Here is a 16,945-nt window from a genome sequence, read left to right on the forward strand (position 1 = left end):
CCGAGTTCGCGGCCGAACCCGGAGCGTTTGACTCCGCCGAAGGGCAGCTCGGCGCCTTCGGCGCCGACGGCGTTGACGAAGACCATGCCGGCCTCGATCTTGTCGGCCACCCGCTTGGCCTGCTCGGGGTCGGTGGTGAACACATAGGAGCCCAGCCCGAAGGGGGTGTCGTTGGCCAACTCGACCGCGGCGTCCTCGTCGGGCACCTTGTAGACGGTGGCCACCGGCCCGAACAGTTCCTCCTTGGCCGCCGGGGAATCCGGGGACAGCCCGGTGAGCACCCCGGGCGGGAAGAACGCCCCRTTRCGSKRGCCYTCRGWRGTCAGCGAGGCGCCCGCGTCCACGGCGCGCTKGACCTGCTCATCGAGGCGCTGCGCGGCGGCCACCGAGGACAGCGGGGCCAGCCCGTCGGCCTTGGCCAGTACTTTGGCGGTGAATTTGTCGAGGAACTCGTCATAGACGCCCTCGGCCACGATGATGCGTTTGGCGGCGTTGCAGGCCTGCCCGGTGTTCTCGAAACGGCCATCGACTGCGGCGTCCACGGTGGCATCGAGGTCATCGGAGGACAGCAGGATGAACGGATCCGAGCCGCCCAGTTCCAGGACGACCTTTTTCAGGTTGCGCCCGGCGATCTCGGCGACCGCGGCCCCGGCGCGCTCAGACCCGGTCAGYGAYACCCCCTGGATGCGGGGGTCCGCGATCGCCTCGGCGATCTGTTCGTTGGTGGCATARACGTTGACGTAGGCGCCCTCSGGRTAGCCGGCATCGAGGAACAGCTGCTGCAGGGCGGCGGCGGATTCGGGGCAYTGCGGGGCGTGTTTGAGCACGATCGTGTTACCCAGCACCAGGTTGGGACCGGCGAATCGGGCCACCTGGTAGTAGGGGTAGTTCCACGGCATGATGCCCAGCAGCACCCCGACCGGGCCGCGCCGGATCAACGCCGAGCCTTCCCCGTCGAGCAGGTCGATGGGCTCGTCGGCCAAAAACTTTTCGGCGTTATCGGCGTAGAACTCATAGATCGCGGCACTGAACTCGACCTCGCCGACCGACTGATCCAGCGGCTTGCCCATCTCACGCTGGATGATCCTGGCCAGCTCGTCCTTGCGTTCGTTGTGCAGCGCGGCGACCTTGCGGATCAACCCGGCACGATCAGCCACACTCGTGGTCTTGGACCACCCCGTGAACGCTGCAGCCGCCGCCGACACCGCCGCCTCGATCTGCTCATCGGTCGCGGTGGGATACTCCTTCACCACATCACCGGTCGCCGGNGACCACCCCGTGAACGCTGCAGCCGCCGCCGACACCGCCGCCTCGATCTGCTCATCGGTCGCGGTGGGATACTCCTTCACCACATCACCGGTCGCCGGRTCAACTACCGCGTACAGACTCATCGGTTCGCCTCACTCAATTTTGTTCGATTACAGCATGATTCAACGACTTTATGGACCGGCTATGACTGCGCTGATGAAGTCATGGCACGTCTGTCGCATCTGCGACAAGGGCATACTCGGGGATTCCAGCACCACCTGCACGGCCAGTCCGTCGAGCATGCCGATCAGCATGTTCGCCTGCACCGCCGAATCCCCCGGGCGGGCCAGGCCTTCATCCTGCGCTGCCCCGATCACCCCGGCGACGACATCTCGCCATTGGCCGTACAGACGATCGTTGATCTCCTGCAGCACCGGCTCCCGGCTGCCCTCCGCCCACAACGCCAGCCACACCTTCCAGGCGCGCACCGAGAGTTCGTCGTTGGGCAGATAGGACTCGACGAGATCGTGCAGGATCGCCAGGCTGTCCTTGCCCGACGCCAGCAGTTCCTGGCGCCGCGCCAGCGAGTCGGTCAGGTTGTATTCGAACGCCGCGGCGATGACCTCCCGCTTGGTCTCGAAGTAGTAGTGCACCGTCCCCGAACTGACACCGGCTTCCTTGGCGACGTCGGAGAGTCGCAGGGCCGGAATCCCGGCCGAGGCGATCACCGCGCATGCGGCGGACAGGATCTGCTGCCTGCGCTCGGCTTCCACGCTGGGGCGCGGCATCGGGTCCTCCAGTCAGCAGGGTGGGGTGCGGTCGCTCCGATGGTACAAGTGGGGATAACTGGCCGTCCGGTCAACTGCGCAGGTGTCAGCTCAGATTGCGCGAGATCACCAGCCGCATGATGTCGGAGGTGCCCTCCTCGATCTCCTCCAGCTTGACGTCGCGCATCCATTGCTCGACGGGGTACTCACGCGAGTATCCCCACCCGCCCAGCGTCTGCACCGCCGCGTGCGTGACGAACATGGCGGTCTCCGAAGCCGTCAGCTTGGCCATCGCCGCGATACCGCGAGCCGGTGCACCGCTGTCGATGATGCGCGCCGCGTGCAGCGTCAGCAGCCGGGCCGCCTCGATCCGGGTGGCCATGTCCGCCAGCCGGAACGCCACCGCCTGATGCTCGATGATGGGAACTCCGAACTGCTTTCGGGTCTTCGCGTACTCGAGCGCGTACTCGTAGGCCGCGCGCGCCGCGCCGACGGCGGCTGCTCCGAGCACCACCCGTGAGATGTCGAAGGTGCCCATCAGACCGTAGAAGCCCTGGCCCTCATCGCCGAGCCGGTCTTCCTCGGGAACGAACACGCCGTCGAGGAAGATCTCCCGGCACACGATCGCGCGCTGTCCCATCTTCTTCATCGGCTCGCCGAACGTCAGCCCCTCGGCATCCTTGGAAACCAGGAATGCGGTGATGCCCGCCGAACGTTTGGTGGGGTCCGTCTTCGCGAAGATCACATACTGCTCGGCGGCGCCGGCATTGGAGATCCAGGCTTTCTGCCCGCTGATCCGGTACCCGCCCTCGACCCGGCGTGCCGTGGTGGCGATGGAGGCGGCATCCGAGCCGGATTCCGGCTCGGTGGTGGCCAGCGAGGTCATCACCGCGTTCGGTCCGGTCAGCGGGGTGAGCCAGCGCTTCTTCTGTTCCTCGGTGCCCAGCACCATGATCGGATCGGAGAAGAAGCCGTTGGAACACACCAGGTTTCCGATGCCTGGGTCCCCGAAGCACAGCTCTTCCTGAACCAGACACTGCGTGAAGACGTCGGTGAAGCCGCCGCCGCCGTACTCCTCGGGGATCATGAAGTCGGTGATGCCGACGGCCGCCGCCTTGGCGAAGATGTCGACCGGGGTGACGGTGTCGGCCTCGTCGACCTCGCGCCCACGGGGGCGGATCTCCTTGGCCGCGAAATCGCGGCACAGCTCGACGATCTGGCGCTGCTCGTCGGTGAGCGGCCAGGCGGGGATGTTGGTGGTCACGGCGACCATGGGTGTCTCCTTCGGGTTAACGCGATGAATCGGTGTAAATGGACTTGCCGAGCCACTGCCCGCCGTCGGCGACCAGTACCTCCCCGGTGATGTATCCGGCGCGCGCACTGAGCAGGAACGCGGCGGACTCCGCGATCTCGGCGGGTTCGGCGAAACGGTTGGCCGGCACACTGGCCAGGACGTCACGGCGGGCCTGCTCGGTGCCCCACAGCGCGGCGCCGGCACCCGCGGTCTCGGTGGGGCCCGGGGCCAGGCAGTTGACCCGCACTCCGCGCGCACCCCACTCGACGGCCAGCGTGCGGGTCATGGCGACGACCCCGCCCTTGGCGGCGGCACTGTGCACCGTGCCGGGGTGTCCGTGCCAGGCGTAGCTGGCGATGATGTTGAGCACCGTGCCGCCACCCTGGGCCAGCATGTGCCGCGCGGCGGCGTGTGTGCAGTAGTAGGTGCCGTTGAGCACGATGTCGGTGACGGCCTTCCAGCCGCCCGGCGACAGATCCTCCGACGGCACCACGAAATTGCCCGCGGCGTTGTTGACCAGCGCGTCGAGACGGCCGTGGCCGGCCACCAGGGTGTCGACCGCGGTGGCGACGGCCGCGTGGTCACGGACATCGCACACCACCGCCTCGGCCCGGCCGCCGGCGGCGGTGATCAGACCCACCGTCTCGTCGAGCGCCTCCTTGCGCCTGCCGAGAACGGCGGCCACACCACCGGCCAGCGCCCAGCGCTGCGCGATGGCGCGGCCGATGCCCGAACCACCGCCGGTGATCAGGGCCACGCGGCCGGAGAATTCGGTCGAATTGTCCAGAGTGGCCGGTGCTGTCATCGTTGATTGCCTTCCAAATCGGTTTCTGCGCAATGGGTTACCACCAGGGCATCGACGGCGAGCGCCCCCGAGGCGGTGGCGCGGACGGGATTGAGTTCGATCTCGGAGATGTCTGGGCGTGCCGCGATCAGCTGGGACACGGCGACGACCGTGGCCGCCAGTGCCGCGACATCCACCGCGGCGCGGCCACGCCAGCCCTGGAGCAGCGGCGTCATCCGCAGTCCGTGCAGCATCGCCATCGCGGTATCCGTGGACAGCGGTGCGCATTCCATCCGGATATCGCGTAGCACCTCGGTCTCGGTGCCGCCGGCCCCGACGACCACCATCGGGCCCAGCTGTGGATCACGGCGGGCGGCGATCAGCACCTCGACGGCATCGGGTCGCCGGTCCTGTTCCTCCAGGACGTACTCCCCCGCGCCGAGACGCGCCCGCATGTCCTCGAATGCGGCGGCGGTCTCGTATCGATCGCGCAGGTTGACGCGGACCCCGCCCACCTCGCTCTTGTGTTCCAGCCACGCGGCTTTCAGGACCAGCGGCGCGGTGAGGTCGTCGACAGCCGCAGCGAGTTCGGCGCTGTCACGCACCACCGCACCGCGCGGGAACGCCACCCCGGCTTCGGCGAGCAACGCCCGCGCAGCCCAGTATCCGGGCTCGACACCGGGCAGGCCGATAGCGATCTCCGGCGCGGCGGCTTTCGGTGTCGGGGTGGTGTCGGCCAGCGCGGCGAGCACCCTGGTGACCGCCTCGATGCGGCCGTAGGTCGGCACACCGCCATCCCACAAGGTTTGTGCGGCAGTTGAATCCGGCGCCATGGTGTGCACAAGCACCGGTACGCCCATGGCGCGCGCGGCCGTCCCGATGCGCTGAGCCACCGCCACCTCCGCGGCGGTCAGGTCAGGAACGTCCTGTCCGTAGCACCCGAAGTATCCCGTCAGCACCACGGCGTCCACATCGCCTGCGGCGCCGACCTGTTCGACGATGCGGGCGTAGTTGTCGAGGTCCTGCTCGCCGGCCCCGGCCAGGTCCACGGGGTTGGTGTAGGCGGCCCCGGCGGGTAGTTGTGCGTCGAGCCGTTGCGACAGGTCTTCGGAGAACTGCGGCACGGCCAGGCCTGCGGCGGTGGCCACATCGGCGGCGATTCCGCTCTGCCCGCCGCTGTCACCGACGATGGCGACGCGCCGTCCGCGGAGGGCAGGCACGACGAGCAGTCCTCGCGCCACATCGATGAGCTCGGCGGGGGTGGCGACCCGCACCACCCCGGCGGCACGGCAGGCCGCGTCGACCACATCCAGCGAGGAGGTCAACGAACCGGTGTGGGTGCGGGCCAGCCGCGAACTGGCAGTGCTGGCACCGACGGTGAGCAGCACGGTCGGCTTCCCCGCCTCTCGCAGGGTCGACAAGGTGTCGAACAACGCCTCGCCGTCGGTGAAGCTCTCCAGGTAGAGCGCGATGACACGGGTGTCGTCATGACCGGCCAGGTCGGCGAGTACGTCGGTTGCGGTGACATCGGATTGGTTGCCGATCGAGACGAAGCGCGAGACTCCCAGTCCGTGCCGCCGACCGATCGCGATGAGTTCCGAGCCGAGTTGGCCGCTCTGCGACACGATGGCCATCGGTCCCGGTGTCGGGATGCCCCACATCAGCCGAAGCTCGTTGGTGGCGTCGTAGATGCCCAGGCTGTTGGTGCCGATCAGCCGGGCGCCTGCGGCCGTGATGCGGGCGGCCAGTGCCGCCTCGTCGGCGATACCGGAGGTGATTCCGAGGAATCCGCGGGTGCCACGCGTCAGTGCCGCGTCGACCACACCGTCCACGTGCGCAGCCGGGACACACAGTGCCACCAGTTCCGGCGTCTCAGGGAGATCGGAAATACTTGCCGCACAAGGATGGCCGAGTACGTTGTCAGCCCGTCCGTTGACCAGGTGCACCGCGCGGCGGTGTGCACCGGTCAGCGCGCCGGAGGCCAGCCAGTAACCCCACTTGGCAGAGTCCTCGGAGGCGCCGACGACAGCGACGGAGGACGGATCGCTGAACACTCGCAGATCCGTGGTGGGTGCGGCGATCACGACGTCAACTCGGCTTTGATCTCGGCGGCGGCGCGCCGGCCCGACGCGATGGCGCCGTCGATGTAGCCGTTCCACACGCTCGAGGTCTCCGAGCCGGCCCAGTGGATGGGCCCGCAGGCGGTGCGCCAGCCGGTCTCGCCGTGCTCGGACCAGACCCCCGGCGCCGGATTGGCGGCGTAGCCACCGCGCGCCCAGGCGTCCTGCGGCCAGTTCTTCTCGGTGTACAGCGACGGCGCGGCCGCGACGGCACCGAACAGTGCCGTGAGCGTGGCGAGCACGTCGTCACGGCGGTCGTCCTGTGACAGCTGCGACCATCGATGCTGGCGGTCGGCATAGACGAAGGACACCAGCACCCCGCAGTGCCCGTCCTCCGGCGAGTTGTCGAAAACGACTCCCACGGAGTGGTTTCCGTACACGGTGGCCTCACCCGAGTACCCGGCCTCGCGCCAGAACGGCGTGGAATAGACGGTGTGGATTTTGGCGACATCGCCCATCGGGCTGCGTTCCATCCAGCGGTTGCGGGCCTGCGGCAGCGGCGGGGTGAACGGGATGCGCACCGAGGCGCCGGGTGAGGTTGCGACCACGATGTGCTGCGCGCGGACCTGACCGCGCGCGGTGTCGAGCTGCACCGTCCCGTCGTCGAGGGTGTGGATGTGCCGGACCGCGGCGTCGAGGTGCACGGCATCTCCGAGGTGCGCGGCGATGGCCGCGGCCACCGACTGGGCGCCCGCGGTGAAGCGGCGCTCCTGGGCGCACCCCTCGGTCTCCATCAGCTGGTCGAAGCCACCGGCGGACGCGATGTAGAACAGGAAGTGGAACAACGAGATATCGCGGGGTTCGACGGTCCACACGCCCTGGACGGCCAGCGCCAACCGGATGCGGGCGTCGCCATCGGGCACCGCGTGGTCCAGATAGGACTGCACGGTCTGGCTGTCCCATTCCGAGATCTCCGGTGTCGCAGTGGGATTCTCGAGATCGATGGTGGCCGCCAGCGCGTCGATGGCCTCGGTGGCGGCAACGTACTCGGCGACGCCGGGGGCGTCGACGGGTCCGGCTCCCCGGAACGGCCGGCAGATACCGTCGGTCCACAGCTCCAGGTGATCGCCGGCGTTGTAGGTCGGGAATGTGGCGCACCCGAACCGCTCGGCGGTCGCCAGCAATCGGGTCTGGGTCGGCCCCACCCACTGACCGCCGTGGTCGAGTACCACCCCGTCGTCGAGGCGCTCGGAGAGCGTCCGCCCGCCGACACGGTCGGAGCCTTCCAGCACGACGACGTCGATACCGGCATCGTGCAGGTCCAGTGCTGCCGAGAGCCCGGCGTAGCCGGCCCCGATCACGGCCACGGTCGCCACGGCGGGCAGCGGTCCGGCAGGCGAACTGGGGGGAGAACTCGGGGTCATGGCGGCGAGCTTAATTATTAACTGGCTCACCAGTCAAGTATTTTCGTGATGTGCGCCAAGCGGTTGACAAGTAGTGGCGGCCGCCACACACTCTTTCTAAACTGGCCCGCCAATCAGAAATGAGTCGCTGTGCAAACTACCCCGCTGGATCAACAGCTCCAGGAGCGGCTGACCCTGATCGATACCGGAGACCAGACGGATACCACGCTGGCTGACCTGCCCCTTCGCGATTTTCTGTTGGCGGTCATCATCCTGGCCCTGTCGATCGCCGCACTGATGTGGTGGGCGTACTGATGACCGAGACCGCACGCCGGGGACTGCCGGCAAGCAACACCGCCACCGAACCGGACCCCACACTCACCGATCTGCCGCTGCTCCCCCGCGAACGGATCTGGGGTTTCTGGCAGCACTCGTCGGTCAATGTGGGCCTCGCGATCGCCACCTGGGCCTTCCTGCAAGGGGCCGCCGTCGCCTACTACGTGGGGCTGGCCCAGGCCATCGCCACCATCGTCATCGGGTACGGCCTCAGCGTGCTCGCGGTGGCGCTGGCGCCGTGCATGCCGTCGGTGAAGTACGGCATCGAGCAGTTCGTCGGGCTGCGCAGCACCTTCGGCGAGATCGGCGCCCGGGTGGTGATGGTGGCGGTGTCCACCGTGCTCGCCGCGGCCTGGTCGGCCGTGCTGGCCATCATGTTCGGCCACGGCATCGTCATCGTCGTCAATCAGTTGTTCGGCATCGAACTGTCCCAGACAGGTGCAGCGGCAAGCCTGCTGGCGCTGGTCGCCATCGCGGTCTCGGCGCTCATCCTGGTCCGCGGACCTGTCTCGGTCGAAACCGTCTGCCGCATACTGGCGCCCATGCTGATGGCCGTCCTGGTCGGCATCATCATCATCGTCTTCACCGACAACACCTGGTCGGAACTCATGGCCTTGGCCCCGTTGGGTGGCGTCAGCGAGGACAACCATCTGAGCTTCGTGCTCGCCGTGGAGCTCAGCATCGCCGGCGGTTTCGCGTGGTGGCCCAACCTGGGCAACCTCGCCCGCCTCACCCGGAGTTCACGCGCGGCGTTCTGGCCGAACTGGGTCGGTGTCTTCGGCGCCTCGGTGGTGGCGGCCGTGGTCGGCTCGATCGCCGCGCTGTCACTGCAGATCGAGGAACCCACGCAGTGGTTCATCCCGCTGGCCGGTGTCGTCATCGGCATGGTGGCGCTGGTCATCGTGTGCTTTGCGAACATCACCGCGATCCTGTCCCAGGGCTACGCCTCGATGGTGGCGCTCAAAGGCGGTGGCGGGCGGCTGTTCCGCGCCGCGGCCTGGCCGTGGCTGGTCGCCGCGATCCTCGGCCCGGCCGCGATCCTGGTGTTCTTCCCGACCGCGGTGTACGAGAACTACGGACGCTTCCTGTCCTGGGGTGCGATCGTGCTGGCCCCGCTGTGTGCGGTGCAGATCGTCGACTACTTCATCCTGCGGCACCGTCAGCTCAGCGTGCGCGACCTGTTCCTGCCCGCCGACCAGTCGGCCTACGGGTACTGGAAGGGGGTCAACTACGTGGCCTTCGCCGCGGTCGCAACGGGTGCGGTCACGTATTCACTGCTGCTCAATCCGGTCACCTATGAACCCAGCGCGCTGTTCCGCTACACCACCGCGTCGATACCGGCGTTCGTCGTCGCCGGCATCACGCACTACACGCTGACCCGGCTCGTGGTGCAGCGCCTCGGCATCGGCGGATATCCCCTGCGGCACAACACCGCTCGATAGGTCAGCCGCCGGTGCCCGTATCCCGGCCCGTGTTCTGATACCCGGCCACGAGCTCGACGCTGTCCCCGACATCCACGGTCACGACGTCCTCCTGGGGCTGCTCGAAGAAGGGCAGCTCCAGCAGGCCGTGGAAATCGCCGGTGTCGACGAAGGTGTGGGCGCGGGCGAACAACGGTTGCACGTCGAACACCCGGACCCGCAGCTTCTCATGGCTGAGTCTGCCGAGTTCCCTGCCGGACTCGGGATCGGTGATCACCTGACCGGTGCCGGACTGCACCGCGAAGATCATGCCGACCGCGAGGCCGCACTCTGCCCCGCGGTTGATGACGAGCGTGTAGTCGTCCTCGATCAGCGCGACCTTGCCGGTGATCGGCTGCGCATTCACGAAGCCGCCAGGGAATTGCTCTCTGACATGGCCATTTTGGCGGCCGACCCGGCCTGGATGCGGGGTCGCAGGCGGTACGCGTCGACCTGGACAGGCGCGTTGTCACGGTCGGCTTCGTCCTGTTCGGTGCCCAACGCGAGTTCGACGGCCGTCTTCGCCTGGAAGAGCGCGATGACCGCCTGCTGATGCCGTTCGGATCCCAATGAGTTGAGCGCCAGCGTCAGCTTCTTGTCGACGTAGACGACCGAGCGGGACAGGTCGGACTCGGTAGCCGCCGGCTCGGCAGGACTCCTGTTGAACCAGCGGTGCCCGAGCGCGCCGAGGGCGATCGAGCAGACCGGAACCACGACGACGCTGCACATCAAGCCCAGCGTGCCGGTCGCGGCGATGGAGCCCACGACGCCGAGCAGCATGCCGATGGCGACGACGGCCAGCACCTGGAGGGCAGCCGGTACCGCTTCGATGGCGCGCCAGATCTGGGCGACGAGGTGCGCGGAGAATCGTGCGACACCGGCGACCGCCTTGCCGACGGCCGATGCGGTCGTGGCCGTTGCCGTGGCGACGGTGCGCCCGAAGTCGTCGACCTGTTTGCGGCTCATCGGAGCCTTCGGCATCGACCACGCGCGCTGCTGCGCCGCGGGCTGCTCGGGAGCAGGAGCCGCGGCCTCAGCAGCGGTCGGGGCACCGGGCTGCGGGTCTGCAGCCTCGGCGGACGAGTTCACATTGATCACATTTGCATCAGCAACCACACCCGTATCATCCCCCGACGGGCGCTCGATCAGCCCGTGGCGCGCCGTCTCAGAGACGAATCCACTGGCCGAGGAACCAGAATCCCCAGCCGTCGCCATTGCCCGCGCGCATCGGTTCCACCCGCTGACCGTTGTGCATGAACGGCTGGTGGTCGTTGCGGGCCTGGTCGATATTTCGTCCCTGCCAGTTGTTGTTCTGCGGCGCGTTGTTGTTGTTCTGCGGTGCGGGAGCGCAGGCCTGCGCGTTCGGCTGCCCGCAGGGACGGCCGGGATCGGCGCTCGCAGTGCCGAGGCCCACGCCGAGCAGACCGGCCAGGGCGATACCGCCGGCGAGGATCGGGGCGGCGGTCCGACGAGTGAGCAACATGGGCGACTCCATTCATTCGTGTGTGTTCACGCGGCACCTCACCGCCACACGAGAAAGACGCTATGGCCGCCGATTGGGTCGCCACTGTGGTGACGTTAGGCGCCCGCTGTGCATTCGATAACAGAACGAAATACGTTCGGCTACAGACCTATTGAGTACTATCGACCGTCTACACCCGGCGCGGGTGAGGCCGGGTAGGTCGGCGGGATCACATAAACGGGGCCGGCCGGGCGGTAGCCGTCATCCGGCTGGTTGAGTAAGGGCGGCTGCAACGGCGGTGGCGGCGCACAGTCGGTGCCGACCAGTTCACACCATCGGGCTTCCACGTCACGGGTGAAGTTCTCGTCGGCGCAGCCGGCCGTGGACAACAGGATCAGCGAACCCACCAGAGCCGCCGGAAACGTCCGCACAGTCGATCCCCCTCTTGCGCCCGGGCCTCCCGACGGCAATGGTTACACGCCCGTGGCGATCTGCGGGAATCTGCGGTTGATCCCGTCGATCATGCCGTGCAGCTGGTAGAGCTCTTTGCGCAATTGCGCGGTGTTGACGCGGTGGGGGCGGGCCGGCGATCCGACGGGCCTGCGGGCGACCCGGGCCTCTTCGTCCTCGATCTTGCGCGAGGTGTCTTCGACCTGTTCCCACAGCGCCCCGAGCAGCAGTCGGGCCTGTGCGATGTTCGCGGATTCGTCGGTGTCGTTCTCGGCCATCGGGGTCATCGTCGCACCCGCGGGCCTGCGGGCGCCAACGGACGCCTTGGGCCTCCCCATTCGCTCTACAGGACGCAACTGCCGATGCGCCACGACTCGGCCGGCGACGCACGAGTGACTCAAGCACTCGATTCGGGACAGGTTGATTCTTGTCGTTGCGTTATTCCGTTCCAATTCCGCGCCTGCAGCGCATTATGCGATTACAGTCTGCACAAATTGACGATGGGGGCATATCGTGGCGGCCAAGCAGTCGAAGCGCGCAATAATGAACCACCGGCACCGTCATGGTACCGGCGGGCTCCCGGTTCGGCGTTGGCTGGCTGCCGGTGCCGCTTCGGCGGGGATGACGGCCACGCTATTCGGGCTCTCCCTAGCGAGCCCGGAGATCAGTATCGCGGCCGCCGATGACGGCACACCATCAAGTTCTGCTGGATCGACCACCGCAGACTCCGCCGATACCGGCGGCGCTAGCAGTGCCGCCGGGCCGCAGGGGGACCCCAATTCGGCAGACCGTGAGTCCGGTACTTCGCTGACCCATTCGGCGGCGCCGCGAACGATCGAGTCGGACGCTCTCGACAATGGCGGGAAAGAGCGGGATGTAACTGCTGCTAGTTCCAGTGCCGACGACAATAAAGACAGCTACGAAGTGGATACAGCGATCAGCTCCACTGGAACAAGCACGCTGAGGTCGGACGGATCATCCGCGGATCACGGCGTGCTGCCCGCCACGGCCACCCAACGTGACGGCAATGTGACCGCATTCGCTGACAACGTCACTGAAACGCCCTCGGGCATAATCACTCCCGTCTTATCCGACTCCGATTCCGGTGCTACCAAAGATTCGGCAGAGGTCGGGTCCCGTACGGAAACAGTGACGCCTGCTCAATCGGTAGTGGTGGCGGTCAACGGGCCTGACGACCGACGGCAGTGGGTTGCGGACCAGATTGCTGCGTTGATTGGAACCGGCAGGACGATCATCTCGGTGCTGCCTGTAGGCGAACCGTTCAAAAGCTGGCTCTACGACTCGCTCGCCGGAACGCGCCGCACCCTGTTCAATCAGGCGCCCTGGCTTACTCCGGTTCAGATCAGCGGAGAAGGGACCGCCCCAGTCGTCGGCACCCTAGGCGCTGTCGATCTGGAGGGTGATGTCATCCGATATGCGATCGTCACGGGCCCGACATCGGGCAGCCTGATCATCGACGACGACGGAACATTTACCTACGTCCCCGATGCCGGATTTACCGGCGTCGACAGTTTTGTAATCTCGGCGGTCGATATCGGCGCGCATTTCAACCTGTTGGACCCATTTCGTAGCGCCAGCTCTCTATCGTCCTTGTTGGTGAACCAGAGCGCTGTCAGCTTTGTGTTCAGTTACACGACGGGATCGCAATACTGGACTGCTGAGGCGCGGTCGGCCCTGCAGAGAGCCGCCGCGAACTTGTTGGGAAACTTCATCGTGACGAGACCGGTAATTCTCACCTACGACATCACCGGCCAAAATTCGTCGAGCACCAACACACTAGCCTCGGTGGAGAGTCCACTTATCAGCTCGGAAGCTGGCTTCTTCCCTACCGTAGTGCAGCACAAATTGCTTACCGGAGTCGATGCGAACGGCGTCATAGCTGATGGCCAAATCGACTGGAATTTTGCCTATCCTTGGGCATTTGGCGATCCCGTTGCGGTAACGCAATATGACTTCACCACCGTGGCTATGCACGAATTGCTGCACTCCTTTGGGTTTATGTCTTATGTGGAGCTCTCAACGTTGACTTCTCGGCGAAACTGGACCCTGTACGACAGCTTTCTCGTCGCCGCCGACGGCACTAGGCTGATCGGATCGGACTACCGCTTCAACTCGGCACGATCCCCCGAACTGCGGGGCGCCAGCGGCGGGGTCCGCTTCGGCGGCGCCGGCGCGGTCGACGCTCATGGCACTCTCGTGCCGCTATATACGCCGGCGACGTGGGCCCAAGGCAGCTCGATATCCCACGTGGATGGCAGCACGTTCACAGGACCGACCCGAATGCTGATGAACCCGCAGGTGCCGCCCGGCATGGGCCCCCGCACGCTCAGCGCGGTCGAGCGGGGCATCATGCACGACTTGGGGTACACACTGACGCCGATGAATGCGACATCCGTGCTCACGTTTGTCGGGTTCATCTTCCTGCGCCGCAAAGCTGGAGCGCGCACGAAGGCAGCCTGATCGAGTAAAACGTGATCGGAACCGGACTCGGACGTGCCGCGGGCTCCGCCACGCTGTGACTTGAGTCTCTCGACCACATCGGAACGCGCGTTGAGGCCATGAGTGTTCGTCCATAGCAATGGCAGTTCCGACTCCGACGACTAATACGACTCTCAGATCGTCTACGCGCACGAACCGAATACGGACCTGCGAATCTGCGCGATACTGACGCCGCCTGCGCCCACCGCACCGCTCCCCACCCTTACGGAGTCGGAGTGAAGCCGGTACTGCCAAACGTTGGACCGGTCGAGGCGTGACTGATCTGCGTTCAGCCATGCAGATCTCGTCCGAAAGCACATGATATGCGGACCGCCAGCGACAAGCTGCCTGCCTGCACCGCCGCGCAAGCCACCCCGCGAAACCGGTGCGTGATTTGGATCACTCCTGGGTACTCAAGCCCGGTTGGCTTCACCCTGACGGCGTCGGAGGTTCACATGAGCGAAGCACCCACTCTCAAGAAGGCGCTCAGTCAGCGTCAGCTGACGATGATCGCGATCGGCGGTGTCATCGGTGCCGGGCTGTTCGTCGGATCCGGTGTGGTGATCGGCGATACCGGGCCAGGCGTCTTCATCACCTACGGGATGGCCGGGGTGCTGATCATCATGGTGATGAGGATGCTGGCCGAGATGGCCGTGGCGAACCCGTCCACCGGGTCCTTCGCGGACTACGCACGCAATGCGTTGGGGCATTGGGCCGGGTTCTCGGTCGGGTGGCTGTACTGGTACTTCTGGGTCATCGTCGTCGGGTTCGAGGCGATCGCGGGCGCCAAGATCATCCAGTACTGGATGGACGTCCCGCTGTGGTTGTCCGCGCTGATCTTCATGGTGTTGATGACGGCGACCAACCTGTTCTCGGTGGCGTCCTACGGGGAGTTCGAGTTCTGGTTCGCCGGCATCAAGGTGGCCGCGATCATCGCGTTCATCGGGCTCGGCCTGGCTTTCATCTTCGGGTTGTGGCCGGACAAATCCGCCGACTTCTCCAACCTGACGAGTCACGGCGGATTCATGCCGTTGGGCTTCGGCGTGATCACGGTCGGCATCGTGACCGTCATCTTCTCCATGGTCGGTGCGGAGATCGCGACCATCGCGGCGGCGGAGTCTGCGGATCCGGAACGGGCGGTGGCCAAGGCTGCCAACTCGGTGATCCTGCGCATCCTGGTGTTCTACGTGGGCGCGGTGTTCGTGCTCGTGACCATCGTGCCGTGGAACGACGAGAACGTGGCCGCGTCTCCGTTCGTCGCGGCGTTCACCGAGATGGGCATCCCCTACGCCGACCACGTGATGAACGCCGTCGTGCTGACCGCCGTTCTGAGCTGTCTGAACTCGGGCCTCTACACCGCGTCCCGGATGCTCTTCGTGCTCGCCGCGCGCCGGGAGGCGCCACCGGCACTGGTGAAGGTCACCCAACGCGGAGTCCCGGCCAATGCGATCCTGGCGTCCTCGATCATCGGATTCCTGTGCGTCATCGCCGCGGCCGTCTCCCCCGACACCATTTTCGCGTTCCTGCTCAACTCCAGCGGCGCGATCATCCTGTTCGTCTACCTGTTGATCACCATCTCGCAGATCGTGCTGCGCTACCGCACCCCGGACTCCGAGCTCAAGGTCAAGATGTGGCTGTTCCCAGTGCTTTCCATTCTCACTGCACTGGGGATCGTCGCGATCCTGGTGCAGATGTTCGTCGATACCGCCCTGCGGTCCCAACTGGTGCTCAGCCTGCTGTCCTGGGCGGTCGTCATCGTGCTCTACGCGGCGAACAAGTGGTTCGTGAAGAAGCGTCCGTCCGCACCTGCCGAGGTGTCCACCGGCCCGCCGCACCGCGTACTTGTGCTGGCCAATCAAACCGTCGACTCTGACGAACTGCTCGGGGAACTGGGTCGTATCGGCGCGGACCGGGATGCCGAGTACATGGTGGTGGTACCGGTCAGTCCCGTCGACACCGGAGCCGCGGCGACCCACGGGCCGCGTGACGTCACCGAAGCCACAAGGGAGGCAGCGCAAGCCAGGCTCGACACCACACTGTCTTCGTTGCAGAGCCAAAGCCTGCAGGCGCAAGGAGAATTGGGCGACGAGCGACCGCTGCGCGCGCTGGAGCACGCCGTGGCACAGTTCCACCCCGACCAGATCGTGATCGCGACGCTGCCGCCGGAATTCTCGGTCTGGCAGCGCTTCGACGTGGTGGACCGCGCCCGCGCCAAGTTCAAGGTTCCGGTGACCCACGTCGTCGCGAAGTCCGTTGTGGCCGGGCAGGTTCCACAATGACGATCATCGCGGCGTTCAGTGCCAGCGGCCACGGACCGGCACCGCTGCACTTGGCGGCCCAGATTGCGCGGAGCAGCGGAGAGCGCATCGTCGCGGCGGCGATCGTCGAGAGTCCGTCGCCGCGCAAGCCGGAGATGTTCGAGGTGGAGTACCTCAACCATGTGGGCGAACAAGCACAGCAGTCGCTGCAGGCGATGGTCGAGCAACTTCCCGATGACCTGGATGTGCAGCAGATCGTGCACCGGGCGTCCTCGGTGCCCGCCGGCCTGGTGGAACTCGCGGCTGAGGTGAGCGCCGACCTCGTCGTCGTCGGCTCGTCGTCGGCCGGCGCGCTCGGGAGGATTGCGCTGGGCAGCGTCACCGATCGGCTGGTCCACACGGCGGCCGTTCCAGTGGCCATCGCGCCGCGGGGATATCCCGCCCAGCCGGGACGCATCGAACGCCTGACCGTGGCCTACGGCGGACGGGCAGACCAGGTGGGATTGGTCGCGACCAGCGCGGAGCTCGCCGAGCGGTGGTCGGCGCGGCTGCGGATCGCGTCCTTCACCGTGCGGCCGGTGACCATGTTCAGCGGTTCCATCGAAACGGGGGCCGAGGACCTCGTGGTCAAGCAGTGGGCGCGAAGCACCCAGGAGGGCATCGCCGCCCAGTTGGAGACGGTTCGTTCGGGTCTCGGCGATGTCGACGTGGTGATCGGGGCCGGGGCCACGTGGCGTGATGCGGTGGAGGCCATCGAGTGGGGCGCGGGCGATATCCTGGTGCTCGGATCGGGTGCGGCCGGCCCGGTGGCGCAGGTGTTCCTGGGCTCGGCCGCGGCGAAGATCCTCCGGCACGCGCCGGTGCCCACGCTGATCATGCCGCGTCGGACGGCGCACTGACAGAACCGTTCCGCCGGCACGTACC

At 66.6% G+C, this 16,945-nt stretch carries 16 protein-coding genes; 5 read left to right on the forward strand and 11 right to left on the reverse strand.

The window, feature by feature from the left end; translation table 11 throughout:
- The 6 genes from ASE48_RS16550 to ASE48_RS16575 all read right to left on the reverse strand — a co-directional run.
- Nucleotides 1–1,268 (reverse strand): NAD-dependent succinate-semialdehyde dehydrogenase (locus ASE48_RS16550; RefSeq protein WP_156409262.1); only part of this gene is annotated, 1,268 nt, incomplete at both ends.
- Nucleotides 1,269–1,439: 171 nt separating this feature from the next.
- Nucleotides 1,440–2,036: a TetR/AcrR family transcriptional regulator gene (locus ASE48_RS16555; RefSeq protein WP_057168207.1), complete on the reverse strand. Its 597-nt coding sequence runs from the start codon at nucleotides 2,034–2,036 to the stop codon at nucleotides 1,440–1,442.
- An 85-nt stretch (nucleotides 2,037–2,121) separates the two neighbouring features.
- Entirely contained in the window at nucleotides 2,122–3,288 is a 1,167-nt protein-coding gene (locus tag ASE48_RS16560; protein WP_057168208.1) for an acyl-CoA dehydrogenase family protein, read from the reverse strand.
- Nucleotides 3,289–3,304: 16 nt separating this feature from the next.
- Nucleotides 3,305–4,114: an SDR family oxidoreductase gene (locus ASE48_RS16565; protein WP_057168209.1), complete on the reverse strand. Its 810-nt coding sequence runs from the start codon at nucleotides 4,112–4,114 to the stop codon at nucleotides 3,305–3,307.
- The gene (locus ASE48_RS16570) at nucleotides 4,111–6,177 is read right to left on the reverse strand and encodes an acetate--CoA ligase family protein (RefSeq protein ID WP_057168210.1); all 2,067 of its coding nucleotides are present in this window, start codon (nucleotides 6,175–6,177) and stop codon (nucleotides 4,111–4,113) included. Before ASE48_RS16570 ends, ASE48_RS16565 begins: the two co-directional genes overlap by 4 nt.
- A complete protein-coding gene (locus ASE48_RS16575) occupies nucleotides 6,174–7,577 on the reverse strand; it encodes a flavin monoamine oxidase family protein (protein ID WP_057168211.1) in 1,404 nt (467 codons plus the stop codon). The genes ASE48_RS16570 and ASE48_RS16575 overlap by 4 nt, the downstream gene beginning before the upstream one ends.
- 129 nt (nucleotides 7,578–7,706) lie before the next feature.
- On the opposite strand from ASE48_RS16575, the gene ASE48_RS32725 reads away from it, so the two are divergent.
- Both ASE48_RS32725 and ASE48_RS16580 read left to right on the forward strand, forming a co-directional pair.
- Nucleotides 7,707–7,871 (forward strand): hypothetical protein, encoded by a 165-nt coding sequence (locus ASE48_RS32725; RefSeq protein ID WP_156409240.1) that lies wholly within the window; start codon nucleotides 7,707–7,709, stop codon nucleotides 7,869–7,871.
- The gene (locus tag ASE48_RS16580) at nucleotides 7,871–9,334 is read left to right on the forward strand and encodes a cytosine permease (RefSeq protein WP_057168212.1); all 1,464 of its coding nucleotides are present in this window, start codon (nucleotides 7,871–7,873) and stop codon (nucleotides 9,332–9,334) included. The genes ASE48_RS32725 and ASE48_RS16580 overlap by 1 nt, the downstream gene beginning before the upstream one ends.
- 1 nt (nucleotide 9,335) lies before the next feature.
- Here ASE48_RS16580 and ASE48_RS16585 read toward each other — a convergent pair whose 3' ends face one another.
- The 5 genes from ASE48_RS16585 to ASE48_RS16605 form a co-directional block, all read right to left on the reverse strand.
- A complete protein-coding gene (locus ASE48_RS16585) occupies nucleotides 9,336–9,719 on the reverse strand; it encodes a hypothetical protein (RefSeq protein ID WP_156409241.1) in 384 nt (127 codons plus the stop codon).
- The gene (locus ASE48_RS16590) at nucleotides 9,716–10,468 is read right to left on the reverse strand and encodes a hypothetical protein (RefSeq protein ID WP_200962180.1); all 753 of its coding nucleotides are present in this window, start codon (nucleotides 10,466–10,468) and stop codon (nucleotides 9,716–9,718) included. The genes ASE48_RS16585 and ASE48_RS16590 overlap by 4 nt, the downstream gene beginning before the upstream one ends.
- Before the next feature lie 49 nt (nucleotides 10,469–10,517).
- Nucleotides 10,518–10,835 (reverse strand): hypothetical protein, encoded by a 318-nt coding sequence (locus ASE48_RS16595; RefSeq protein WP_057168213.1) that lies wholly within the window; start codon nucleotides 10,833–10,835, stop codon nucleotides 10,518–10,520.
- 158 nt (nucleotides 10,836–10,993) lie between these two features.
- On the reverse strand, nucleotides 10,994–11,245 hold the full coding sequence (locus ASE48_RS16600) for a hypothetical protein (protein WP_156409242.1): 252 nt from the start codon (nucleotides 11,243–11,245) through the stop codon (nucleotides 10,994–10,996).
- A gap of 42 nt (nucleotides 11,246–11,287) precedes the next feature.
- The gene (locus ASE48_RS16605) at nucleotides 11,288–11,542 is read right to left on the reverse strand and encodes a hypothetical protein (RefSeq protein ID WP_156409243.1); all 255 of its coding nucleotides are present in this window, start codon (nucleotides 11,540–11,542) and stop codon (nucleotides 11,288–11,290) included.
- 235 nt (nucleotides 11,543–11,777) lie between these two features.
- Between ASE48_RS16605 and ASE48_RS16610 the strand changes: the two genes are divergently transcribed.
- The 3 genes from ASE48_RS16610 (at nucleotide 11,778) to ASE48_RS16620 (ending at nucleotide 16,920) form a co-directional block, all read left to right on the forward strand.
- Complete coding sequence (locus tag ASE48_RS16610; protein ID WP_156409244.1) at nucleotides 11,778–13,745, forward strand: Ig-like domain-containing protein; 1,968 nt, start codon at nucleotides 11,778–11,780, stop codon at nucleotides 13,743–13,745.
- A gap of 473 nt (nucleotides 13,746–14,218) precedes the next feature.
- The gene (locus tag ASE48_RS16615; RefSeq protein WP_057168217.1) at nucleotides 14,219–16,042 is read left to right on the forward strand and encodes an amino acid permease; all 1,824 of its coding nucleotides are present in this window, start codon (nucleotides 14,219–14,221) and stop codon (nucleotides 16,040–16,042) included.
- Complete coding sequence (locus tag ASE48_RS16620; protein WP_057168218.1) at nucleotides 16,039–16,920, forward strand: universal stress protein; 882 nt, start codon at nucleotides 16,039–16,041, stop codon at nucleotides 16,918–16,920. Before ASE48_RS16615 ends, ASE48_RS16620 begins: the two co-directional genes overlap by 4 nt.
- Nucleotides 16,921–16,945: the final 25 nt, after the last annotated feature.

Origin of the sequence: Mycobacterium sp. Root265 (genome assembly GCF_001428895.1) — a bacterium.
Taxonomy (GTDB): Bacteria; Actinomycetota; Actinomycetes; order Mycobacteriales; family Mycobacteriaceae; genus Mycobacterium.